2 protein-coding genes are annotated in these 12,847 nt (G+C 60.4%); both read left to right on the top strand.

What is annotated here, in order from left to right:
• Positions 1-2,311: 2,311 nt before the first annotated feature.
• Positions 2,312-12,133 (top strand): hypothetical protein, encoded by a 9,822-nt coding sequence (locus XM38_RS09190; protein WP_137455057.1) that lies wholly within the window; start codon positions 2,312-2,314, stop codon positions 12,131-12,133.
• 177 nt (positions 12,134-12,310) lie between these two features.
• On the top strand, positions 12,311-12,823 hold the full coding sequence (locus XM38_RS09195; RefSeq protein WP_088429598.1) for a hypothetical protein: 513 nt from the start codon (positions 12,311-12,313) through the stop codon (positions 12,821-12,823).
• The last annotated feature ends 24 nt before the right edge of the window (positions 12,824-12,847 follow it).

Here is a 12,847-nt window from a genome sequence, read left to right on the forward strand (position 1 = left end):
AGTCGGAATATCCGACATCAAAGTCATCATTGGTCGTTAGAAGTCTTAACCGATGTTCATTGCATATTTGTCCGGATACTCCTATGCTCGGGAAAGCGGCGATTTTCCGAGAAAATTTATCCTTATTAGCAAATATAGCTCGGTTTTAGGTGTTCCTTGTCCATAGGCTAATCTGGCAGGCTGATCCTGTCTGGCACCACCTTTTTGAGGCGGTTCATAAGGGATTCGCGTCAAGATAAAGTACCCATCGAGGAGATAGCAGGTGATGGGGTGTTTTTTAGGCACAACTCCCTAAGTTCTCAGGTGGAGGCTATTCACCATGTGCTAGGTCACCTGCTGGCGCTTGGGCTAGAGGCCGTTCTGATCGCATTTCAGTAGGTCTGTGGCTGTCCACAAATCAAAGTATTCCTTCGGCAATAAGGTTTATGGACAGCATTCATAGACATCATTTATAGACATCATTTGTAGACATCATAGGGACATCAAGCTATGGCGGGACCCTGCCATGGGCTGGCTACTGGTGAGTCAGTTTAGGCCAGGTCAATTGCCTGTTAGCAATGAAGGTTTTTTTATGCAGTCAACAGGCCATCAGAGGCTCGCAGTTTCCTGGTTGCGATGGCGATGATGGCCCGGTAATGCTGACAAAAACAAGTCAGTGAATCAGCAAGTGTATTAACCCTGCGGCACTAATTTTAGGGGCATCTTATGGTTACCATTCCCATCTATGAGGATTTGTCCATTGGTCTGGAGGGAACGCAGGGTCAGAGTGGTGTGGCCATTACGGGGTTGCAGTTAGCGGCGATATCGGTGCCCCTGCCGCAGGTGGCTAGGGTTACGATTCCCCAGAAATTCTTTCTGTCTGAGGCTGATCGGCTGCGGCTGCGGCCAGCCGATGAAGTCCTTAACCAGACCTTTGAGTTCCCGGCTAGGGAGCTGCGCTTAGATGGGGTGCAAGTTGCGATCGCATGGAACAGCCTGCGGCTGCAACTGCGGCTACCGATTACCGGCGCCCCAACCCTACGCCTAGACCTCGTTGGCCTCGCCCTCAGTACTCCCCTAGTCCCCGGCTTTGACATCAACGGCCACCTCTCCCTGGCCTTTAGCTTGGACGGAGGGCTGCTGGCTGAGGAGTCCCGTTTCCAGCGCTTCGAGCCCGATCCCAGCAATCTGGTGCCCCTGGATATTCGGGGCTTCAAATTAGACGACCAGTGCTTCGCCGTGCGCTGGGGCGAGACCAATCTCAATTACTGGATCCAACGGCTGGTGCCCAACTTCGCCGATCAGAGTGCCCCCATCGAGAGTGAACTCACGCTGCGGCTGCTACTGGGCCAGCCCCTAGAGGAAATTCGCCTAGATTGGGCCGTCTCCGGCATCGGCAAGACCTTCACCCTGCCGGGACTGCAGATTCAAACCCCCGATGCGGTGCGCTTCACCCTGCTGTTGCAGGCCCTAGAGACCCCCGATCTGCTGGATAATCTGGCCTTCCTACTCACCCTGGATGCGCCTGCCGACCCTAGTAACCCTCGGCCCGGGGAAGCCCTGACCGCCTCCAGTAACTTTGCCTGGGAGCGCCCCAGCGGTAGCAGTCAAGACCGGGAACTACAGCCTTCAGCAGATGAGACTCCTCCGGCCCGGCCCTTTCTGCAGATGCAGGCCATCCCCAACCAAGGCATCAGCCTGGTGCTGCTGAGCCTGACCTTGAATGAGCTGGCCCTGCCCCAGTTTTTTCGCCAACTAGACAGTACCCTGGAAGCCCTGAACTTAGAGGATCCAGAGTCTCTCCATGGCAAGAGTGTCAATAGCTTTGAAGATTTTGTCCCCCTCAGCAGCAGTATCTGGGGGCGAGCAGAGGAGAGCGATCGCACCGGCCTCAGTATTACCCTCAACGACCCCTTCAACCTCCCCTTCCTGAACCGGCCCGGCAGTAACCAGACCGATGCCAGCGGCAACACCAGCCCAGCCCAGAGTATCCGGGTGCGCTCACCCTTCCCTCTGCAAGTCTTCATCGACTTTGCCACCACCGCCGTGGCCGTTCCCATCGACGCCGAGGTCAGCATCGGCGCCCTCAGCTTTGCCACCCAGATCACCCTAGAGCTGAATTGGGAGACCTTCGCCTTTCGGGTCAACCACGACGGCGGTATCCGCCTGATTTCCGACGGCGAGGCCCTACCAGAAAAACAAGTTTCTAGGGCTAACCTGGCGGTTCATCGGCGGCGCCTTCACCGAGGAGCGCAATGGCCTGGAGCGCTACCACCACCTCACCCTGATCACCAAAAACTACGACTACAAGATCATCCAAGCCCCCGAGGCCGTGGTGGAAATCGACTACACCCGGGCCAGCCAAGACCCCATCACCTTTGCCCTCAGCGATCTGGTGATTTCAGCCCAGGGCTTGAGCCTGACCGCCGAGGTCACCGACCGACCAGCCCGCCTGAATGGGGTCGACACCCGCTTCCGCTTCCACGGCAGCCGTCTCAGTATCGTCGAAAATCGCATTCAAGATTTTACCCTGGCTGGATCGGGGCCCTTGCCGCCGGCACTGGTGGGGGATGCCATGGTGGATGTCTCCCTGCAGTTTGCCCAACGAGACGGCAACCTCACCCTGGTGGAAGGAGGAGCAACCCTCTCCGGAGAAAAGCTGCTGCACTGCCAGGGCACCCGCTTTCAGTTCTCGGTGGATGCCATCGGCCTCAAGTTCGTCAACGACGGTCAGTTCCACCTGTTTTTCACCATCACCGGCAGTGCCCAATTTACCCTGGCCCCCGGCGATAGCCCCAATGGCCCGCTGGCGCTGCTGAGCGCCGTGCAGCTGCAGCTGGTGGAATGCCCCCTCACCGGCGATGCCAGCGTCATCGCCGAGCATGTGAACTTCGTGGTAGAGCTGCCAGAGCCGGTCAGCTTCAATTTCCTTGGCTGCTTCGAGATGGAAATTCGGGGCATCGGCTTCGTACCCCAGTTTGAGAAATTTGACAACGAAGCAGCCATGCGCATCTCCGGGCAAGTGAAATTTGCCCAGGGCGGCGGCGACGCCCTCAGTGCCCGCATCGATGTCCACGATCTCTACATCGGCTTACCGCGGCCGGGGAGCTTTGTGCCCCGGCTCTACTTCCGGGAGCTGGTGGTGGAAATCACCTCCGGCGAAGCCTTCAAACTCTACGGCGTGGTGGAGATGATCGACGAGGCCGATGCCCAGGGGTTTGCCGGGGAAGGGCGCATCGAGATCAAGGGCTTGCCCGTGATCGCCGCTAGCTTTGCCTTCTTGCGGGTGCGCCGTGATGAAACCGCTCCTTGGGTCAGGGCCTGGTTCGTCTTCCTGCAGATTGAGCAAGTCACCTTCCGCATTCCCTATGTGGAGTTATATATCCGGGAAGTGGGGCTGGGCTTCGGCTATCGCTATACCCTGGCCAGTATTCGGGCCGCCGATGAGGCAGGGGATCTGCAGGAACTGCTGTCGCAGTTACGTAGTCTGTCCCGCACTCAGGGGGATCTGACCCGACGCGATCGCTGGGCAGTCGATATCGAAGGGGAAGGGGAAGCGCTGCGCTGGACCATTGTATTGCGGGCGTTGATCTCCCAGACCTCAGCCTCTCCCAATTCCCTACGCTGGATCGAGCAGGCGGAGCGGGTATTGCCCTGCCTCTATGTGTTTGATGCCATTATTGCCTTCCGCAGCGATCTCACCTTTTTTATGGCGGTGCGCTGCTGGTTTAACACCAACTACTGGGGCTTCGTCAACGATGTGGATGGCCTACGGGAGCGGCCCCTACTCACTGGGTTTGTGTTGTTGTCGGTACGGCAGAAGCGGTTTTTAGCCCAGATTGCCTCGAATCCGGAGGGCAGTTTGGGCCATATCGTGCCGATCCCCCCTCTAGTAGAGCGGATCGTCAACAATGCTCAATTTTCCGCCACCCTGCTGATCGAGCCGGGCCTAGTCATGCGGAATTGGGCTGGCCCAATATGTTGCGCTGGTCTAACAAGATTGGTCCCTGGATGTGGAGATCCGCGGCGGCGCCATCTTCCGCACCACAGCAGATTATCTGGTGATTGGGGTCGCTTCTTGGCCCGGGCCAGCTTCCGCTTCCAAGCCGAGCGCAATCTCCGGGTGTTTGGGGCTCGAGTCACTGCCGATGTCAACGGAGCCTTCGGAGCTCGCTACATTGGCTTGATGGATTTCAACGATCCAGTAGCCGATTCCGCCTTCTATGCGGCCATCGGTATCGAGGTGCGCATCCGCATTGCCATCGAGTTCTGGATCAAGTTTCTATTTATTGAGAAGAGCTTTGAGTTCAGCGTCTCCTTGGAGTTCACCGCTGCCATGGAAGTGGGGGTAGCCAGCCTCAACCCCTCCGACGCCGGCTTCCGGGCTCGAGGTACTCTGGCAGTGCGGTTCATGGGCCGGGGGATTCAACTCAGTGTCAGTCTTGGCTTCCGGGAAGAGAAGGTAACCATCGCCCAGCGACGGGTAGAGCCTTTCCTAGGGGTGGGGTTAGAGGCCACCGATGTGGAGGCGGTGCCTGGGGTAGAACCGGCAGATGCCGGAGGGAATGGCCAAACTGTCTTGGCCACGGCGACCTCAGGAGGTCCCCCCCCGACCCCGGCTGCTGCCTTCCTGGCCACCGGCCCCCGAGCCACGACAGGCACTCCCCCGACAGCCCCCTCCGTCCTAGGGTCGTCGGTGGGTGCCAGCGCAGGCAGGGCTCCCCAGGCCTTGACTGCGACCGGCGTGGATGTAACTGCCGTATTGGCAGCCCTAGAGGGCATCACCTTACCCGCCCCCAGCCCCCAGAGACCGCCTTACCACCCCAACTACGATGTCTTCTTGATTGACGACCCCGACGATGGGTCCGATTACCACTACTTCGTGCTGGTGCCCCGGGGGAAGCTCCGCAGGCAGCACTGCCCTAGAAGAATTGGCTTTTTGCCGGCACCGCCTATGGACGATCAGGGCAATTTCGTCCAGGTGGAACAGGATTTTGAGTTGACGATTCCGGCGGCAGACTTGACCTTGGAACAGTACGATCCCATCGCTGCTGATTGGGTGACCCGTCCCTTAGGGCAACCCTTCAGCTGGCAGGTGGCCTGGACGGCCCCGATCCTGACTGGTATAGAGTTTGATCCTGCTACAGAAACTCCGCGCACCGATGGCAGTGGAGTGCCAATCCCAGGAGAACAGCAGCTGCAAGATTACCTCACCTATGCCTTCAAGGTAGACGGGGAGATTGACCAGGAGCGCATCATCGCCGATCCAGATCCGCTGTGCCAGGACCGCCACCAGGCCAGCAGCATTGCCGATGAGCGCGTGCATAATCCCAGCGAAGATGCCTTCGAAGCCGCAGTGCGGGGGGCTTTAGAGCAGTTCCGGGGCTCCCCTTACTTCAAGCGGGATCCCAACTCTCCCTACGATCACGCCTTAGATGGCGCCTTCCAGGCCACCACCACCATCTACAACGACTCTGGTGCCATCGATGAGGCTGCCGACATTAACCAGCAAGCTCACCAGTTACGGGGCTTGGTAGTGCACGATCTGGTCAATGATCTGCGCAGCTATGCCGAGGCTGCCCTCGAGACCAAACCCGATGTTACTGCCATGATCGGCTTCCAGATGGGGTTAGTCTTTCGCTGCACGGGTTCTCTGCCGACTTGGCTGACGGAAGCGGTCACAGAGCCTGATAAGACTAATACCGATTTTGATCCAGCCACGGCCTCGATTCCCATTCTCTATCAGCGGCTGGGACCGCATAGTCCCCGTCCCGATAAGTCCCAATACGGCTGTGTGCGCACCTTCAACATTGCCGCCGCCAACTTCGCTCTCAACCCGCCCCAGTTCCAACGGATAGAGCAATATACCGACGCCAATACCATTGCCCTGGCCTGGGATCTGACCTGGGCCCAACCCCCGGCCCTGAACTGCAGCGAATGTCAGGCCGAGCCGGAGCACCATCTGATCCACTACCAGGTGCGGCGGCGCTCCCTCGATGGCGGCGAGCGGGAGGTGAGCTACACCGTTAAGGGTGCCGAAGCTCTCCACTACGAGACCCGCTTTCAGATCACTGCCGAGACCCTCCAGACCCTGACCCAGGCCCTGGATGCCCAGGCTCAGCCATCCCTGTTGGCGGAACTGCAGCAGATCCTAACGCCCCTGATGGATCGTTCTTTCCAGGGACAACGGGCCTTTCTGGCTGCCCTAGAGCCAGTCTTGACGGAGCTACAGCAGCAGGGAGCCAGCTCCGCTCAGGTGGCCCAGTTGCAAGCCCTGCTCTTGCAAGCTGCGATAGAGCCGGGGAGTGGCCTGTTGCAACGGCTGCAACCGCGCTTCCAGCTAGTGGATCACTTCAATGCTGAGACCCTGGAAGACCAAGCCGCCCTACCGGTTACTGGGCGTAGCTACCTCTACAGCATCACGCCGGTAGATTTGGCCGGTCATAGCGGCCGTCCCCTCACCCTGGTGGCGACCCGCTATCCCAACGAGCCGCCCCGGGTGCCCGTCAATGGTCGGCTGATTATGCGCTATGACCTGCAACAGCAGGGAGATACTGTGGTAGTACGCTACCCCAATCGCCAGGATCCCCTGCTCTCAGACATCCATCCCGAGCGTCCCACCCTGCCGACGGTGCTGTTGCCTACCTTGGAGCCAGACGGCGAGGAGGTCGAGCTGGGCATTGAGGTCACCTGGCAGGATCCTCAGCCCCAGCGAGAGGGGCCACGAGTACCCATCGCCACTTACCGACTGATCTTCCGGCGAGAGACGATTCTGCCCATCGGTAGCTATGGCCTCGATAATTCCATCCAGGGCCCCCGCACCAAGACCTTGCCCACCAGCAATGCCCGCCCCCTGCCCACGGATATCAAAATCGATGTGATTCCCAGTGGTCCTCAGGAGGCCAGGCGGGCTCGAATTCCCTTGGAGACGCTGCAGCAGACAGGCATTTTCCCAGCAGGGGAAGCTGCTCTCTGGCAGCCGCAAGCCTGGCGGATTTATCTGCAGACCATTTCTGCTAATCAGGTGCCCTCGGCCCTGGCCCCGGTGGAACTGGTATTGCGGTTTGACTCTCCCGATGGCCGGGAAGAGAAGCAACCCTCCGAACTGGAGTGGGTACCCAAACCCATCCGCCTGCCGGTATTGCCTCCAGAAGACCAGCGGGCCACCACCGGCCCGGCCCACTTCCCCATGCCTCGACCGGATCGCTTGAAGTTCCAGGGCACTCCGGCCCAGGTGGCGGCAGCAGTTCACTATGGCAGCCATCCGGCTGGACTGCGGTTGATTCGCTTCCGCTGGAATCAAGGTCCTAGCGGCCAGGCGGATTATCCCACCGACCTCAATGGTGGCTATGAGCTATTGCAGCTGGATGCCGATGCCCATACCGATACTGTGTGGGCAGGCCAGGCTGGACAGACGGAACGCTTTGCCCGGGCCTGGCAACCGATTCAGGATGTGCAGATGTTGCCGGGGGTAGGATCTGCTACTCACCCCCGACGACACCCTGTCTACGGGGCAATGGAGGCCTGTACCGCAGTGAAGTCGTCTTCGCCCCTCGAGCCAGGGGAACGGGGAGAGGGATCTCAGATTCCTAGGGGGCCCTGGTATTCCTGGCGGGAGTCGATTCTAGTATGGCCCCAGTGGCAGCGGCCCCAGGCCATTGACCGAGCTAGTGATGCCGAGGCGGCGGCCTTGCATCCCCTGTTGCGGAAGATTCTGGATGACTTAGGCCGGAACTACACCCTGGATCTGCAGACCAATGTGCCCATGCAGCCGGTGGAATTCGCTCCCTTCATGGATGCCACGGCCTTTAAGGCGGACCCCTATGGCTGGGGAATCTTGCAGCGTCTGGGCTTAAGCATCACCGTGTCGTTGCGACAGCGACGGAGCAATGATCTGTTGACAGGTCAGGAATTGTTGCAGGTCTTGTTACCTGTGGTTGATGTCAATCAACAGGACCCTGCCTACCAAGGCCATTATTCCCACCTGCATGTGGAACTACTGGTGCAGCCCAGTCGGCGGGTCAGCCCTGGTCCCTTAGAGGGCTTAGCTCCGGATGCTCTATTGGGCATGGTACAGCTGAGCATGCGCCCCACCATTCGCCAGGTACAGCGGTATGGTCAGGTGACAATTACTGGCACCGGTAGCACCTCGGTACAGGTGGCCTTTACGCTGAATGGTCCTTGTACTGTGATCAATCAGGCTGATGCAGCCGGTGGCCAACTGGAGTTGGAGCCCTCTGGCGATGACGACAAGCCCATCGTGCGCAGCCTGCGCCTACCTCTCACGGGCAAATTAACGCTGCTACTGCGGGGACGGCAATTGCCTACGGTGGCCCTAGAGCCAGTGAGTAATTTGCCGCAGGGGGCTCGGGAACCTTCGATTAGCCCGGTCGAGCCCTTTGCAGCCACCGATGAGCGCTCTACCTACTTCACGGTGGCTGTGGAGACTTTGGCCAACGCCTTCAGTGATAGTACGCCGGTATCGGCAGCTCAGACCCAATGGCGGCGATTGAAGGCTTATCTGGAGTTTCTTAACCCCGATGACGATGCCAGTGCTAACCCTCGCCTGCGCCTTCCCACCGATGCCGATGGCATTGCGGCGGTGTTACCTGACTTCTTGGCCTGGTCGCAGCGATTCTTCGATGCCAACGGTGCCACGGTGATCGATGCCGGGGGTCTGGCCGTCACGGACTCAGGGCCATGGCTGGTGACGGCCTATCCCCACAGTGGCTCTCCCGCCTATGCCAGCCCCGACCGGAGTGGGCGGCTGAGCTATGACCATGTGCTGGAGACTCGCTGGGCCCACGCCTATCGTTATTACATTCGCCCCTATAACCGCTACGAGTTGCTGTGGCAGAGCCTATTGCAATCTCCCACCTTGTTCCAACCGGCCGCCAGTCCGACCCCAGTGGTGACGGCAGCCTTGCTGCCTGATCCGGCGGCGGCAGGCTTGGATGTGGTGCTGGAGCGGACTCAACCCATCGATAAGCCCCTGGTGCTCAGCTCTGGCCGTTTAGATGCCCCCAGCCAACCGGGGCAACCCGCCCCTCCTGGCGCCATCTGGGAAGTCATGGTGGCCCAACACCGGGAGCAGCGATTGGCGGAGCGCAATCAGACCGTGGCCCGGCGTTTGGCCTATCGTCAGATTGCCTTTACTCTGCTGCGACGCTTTGCTTACGAAGACTGGCGTCAGGATCTCGGTGAGTTAGTCGCCAATGACATCACCCTTAGTTATGTGGAGAACCAGGAGCAGACCCTGCGGGCCTTACCGGCGGCCTATCCAGACCGGCCTGACCATCTTGATTTGAGCCAACGGCTGAGTGAAACCGTGGGCCGCAGTTTAGATCTGCCGCCGCGGTTGGGGAATTTCCAGCAGGGGGCTCTGGTACTGCAGTGGCAGGGCTTGCCCTATTTCTATGAACACCGACTGTTGCTGATTGCCCAATCGGCCAGTACCGTCTCGTTGCCCAATGAGATCCACCAGCGAGACTTTGAATACCGCTCGCCGGATCCCCAGGCCAGGGTAGATGCGATCGCACAGGCCTGGACCCCCGTCGCCCCCTTCCACCAGAACGGTACGGAGGCCGTGGAGCTTCTGACTCGGCGATTGCAGTTGCAACTGCAACGCTTCTGGGACTGCCTGCCGCAAACGGCCCGCCATCGCTGGCCCGACGAGCAACCGAGCACCGACAGCGTCAAGCCAGCGGCCCTGCCGGATCCCGAGGTGGTCTATCAGGTCGTCGAGATCTTCAGCGGCAACATCGAGGTACAGGCAGAATTCTTCTACGACGCCGATGCCAAGATCTATCGCCACCGCCAGCTGGGTAAGCGCTTCTTGGCCCAGGTCCATGCCGTGGAGTTGACGCCTGACATCGCCCTAGACGAGGAGGGAGTGCCCCAGACCGCCTTTACTCTCAGGACCACCCTGCAGCAAGTCAGCCAGGTCACCCTGGGGCGACGCTATGACCTCAGCCGCCTGGCCGCTAGCCCCACGGGCCGCAAGCTGGCCTTCGAGGGCGGTGACGGCACCTTGCTGGCGGTGGTCAGCGTCTTCACCCGCCAGGATTACCAACGGCTGTTATTGCTCTTTGCCCAGGCGTTATTTGTAACCCTGCCCGGCTATCCCCAGGCCAGCAATCCTGCCGACGCCGCCATAGCGTCCTTCCTGCAGCAATGGTTCGCCACCCGGCGGGTGGCCCAGGCCCAGGCCCTAGACCAGCTATCGGTGTCTCTGCAGGCCAAGCTTACCTATCCAGAGCTGCCCTACCAGGCTGCCCTCAGCAGTGGGCTAGACCTGCCGTCTCTACTCCAGAGTCAATTGGAATTGGGCCGCTCCCAAGCTAGCGGCGATACCCGCCTGCACTTGGCCTGGCGAGGGGCCATGACCCAGACTCAGGCAGTAGCCCTAGGGGCTTACCACAGTGATCTGCCGGAGTTCCAGGATGCCGTCGATAGACTACTCAACCAACTGCGGTCGGCCCGATTTGCCCAGGCCTATGCCGTGCCGGCCCGGCCCCGACCCGATGCCCCCGACTTACCGGAGCCGTTTTCCATAGAGGTGGTCTATCCCCCCGATGCAGATCCCGGCTGGATGCTGCGCTGGAATGGCCCCATCACGACAGAGCAGCAGCAGAATGTACAGCACCTGTCCCGTAATGCTGACCAACCCTTCCAAGCGGCTTTGACTCGGCTCACTTCTCCTACCGTAGAGAGCACTCAGACCATCAGGGCGGATCGCTCCCGATGGACGCCTCCCAGTGCCCCCGATCGCCTGGCACCGTTGACCGTGACTAATTCATTTGGCAATAGACATGCATTGCGTTGGACAGGCCCCCTGTCAGAGGACCAGGAAAATGCCCTGCGCGGTTTGAATGTCGATGCTGTCTTCGAAGGCGGTGGCATCTTCGATCCGAATCGGTCGCAGAGGGAACGGGATTTTAGACTCGCCATCAATGATTTGATCCAGAAGGCGCGAGCCTCCTTCGCAGCCGCGGAGACGGCCCCCTTCGCATGGCCACGGGTGGATCAAGCCCAGCTAGTGGCGGCCATTCATGATGACTTAGCGGGGCTGCAACTGCCGGCCCCCGATCAAGATGGTCCCATTCGTCGGCAGGGGGCTAACGGCTTCCAGCGACCCCTGCCGGAGCTGCTGGCCCGAGTCAGGGCGGTGCTGCGATCGGGAGATCCCTTTATTGCCGCCCTAGAGGCCCTGCTGGATCAGATCGCCGGTTCCCGCTTCCAGGTAGCCATTGCCCTCGATCAATTGTTCCATTGCCATGAATCCCTGACGCCGACCGAGAAGCAGGCCCTAGAGATGCGGTTTGGGGAGGCGACACTGACGGATTTATTCGCAGATCTCGACGACCACCAAGCCCTGGAGCGGCTCTACCAGGATTGGTTCAGCCAGGGGGCGATTTCTGCGGTGCCGCCGCAGCCTCTGCCAGCCACGGTAGGCGATCGAGTCGACTTCCCCGATGCTGAGAATTGTGTGCTGCGGCGAGTGGCACAGCTGCCGTCAGAGACCCGGGCTGAGCTACTGGCCCTGCCGGGGGATGAGGGCTTCCAGGCGGCCTTGAGACGCCTGACCCGCCCCACCCAGGCCGAGCTACCGTCCAACCTGCAGGATAATTTACAGATTGCCGCCGACAGCCTCAGCTGGCGGGGAGCAGCCCCCAGCCAAGAGCAACGGCAGGCCCTCAGCGACCTCGACGGCGATCAGGTATTCCGCCAGGCCATTCGCCGACTGTTGCGGCAACTAAACAGCGGAGTTCCAGCCACGGTGGAGCTAGGGCCGGCACCGGAAATGGCAGCTGCGATCGCACCGCAAGGACTGGACCAGGTGCCCCCCAGCCTGCAACCCAAGATCACTGTCTCTGGTCAGACAGCGGCTCAGCAGGACCGGCTGCAGTGGAGGGGTCCCTTGTTCCAGAGTGAAGAAGATACGCTGCGACGCTGGGCCCAGATTCCTGAATTTCTGGCCGGGGTGAATGATTTAGGGCGTCAGCATAATCGTCAAGTCGTCATTGCATCCCTGCCCCAGGAAATTCCCCTCTGGGTTGGCAGATCAGCTCCAGATTGCCCCAGACCAAGTGGCCTGGCTCGGGGCAGTGCCCTCGGCTCAGCAACGGCAAGCCTTAGAACGTCTGCGGGATGACACACCACCCGAGATCAGTCTCTACGTACGGCCATCGCGGCTCTGCTGCAGGCCGATCCCGGCAGGGATCCAGTCGTTGCCGTCAATGCCAGCGGCATCCCCCGTCGACCGACTGCCGAGACCCTCTCGGAGCACCTGCGGCAGTCAGCCCTGGCCCAGCCCTTCGAGGCCACGACGGTGACCGTGGACTTGCCCCCAGAGCGCCTAGATCAGCTGCTCACGGGCCAGCTGATTCTGCAAGCTCAGCAGGTTACCTGGTTAGGGCGTCTACATAGTCCGGCCCAGCTGCAGGCCCTGAGAGCCTTGAGTCAGCAAGGGGATGCTCCTTTTAGAGAAGCGATCACTCGGCTGGTCACGGCCCTAGAAACCCTAGAGACGACCGCTGCCCTCTCCGCTCCCTTGCCGACTCGACCACAACCGTCCCAGTTGCCTCCGGCCCTGCAGCCGGTGTTGCTGATCGGGCGGGCTCGCATCCGCTACCACGGTCTCATGACCGTGCAAGAGGGCCAGGACCTGCGGGCTCTCTTTGACACTGCCCCCGATAAACAGGCCGTGACGGATCTGTTTGAAGCCGCCGCCAACCGAGGTCTACAGGGCAGTGAATTACGACTCAGGGCCCGTCGCGGCAGTGCCGCCCCCAGTGATCTGTTGCCCCTGTCTCCCCGTTCCCTGGACGAATCATCCAACTGACATCCGCTCCCGTCCCATCGCCCT

Origin of the sequence: Halomicronema hongdechloris C2206 (genome assembly GCF_002075285.3) — a bacterium.
Lineage (GTDB): Bacteria > Cyanobacteriota > Cyanobacteriia > Phormidesmidales > Phormidesmidaceae > Halomicronema_B > Halomicronema_B hongdechloris.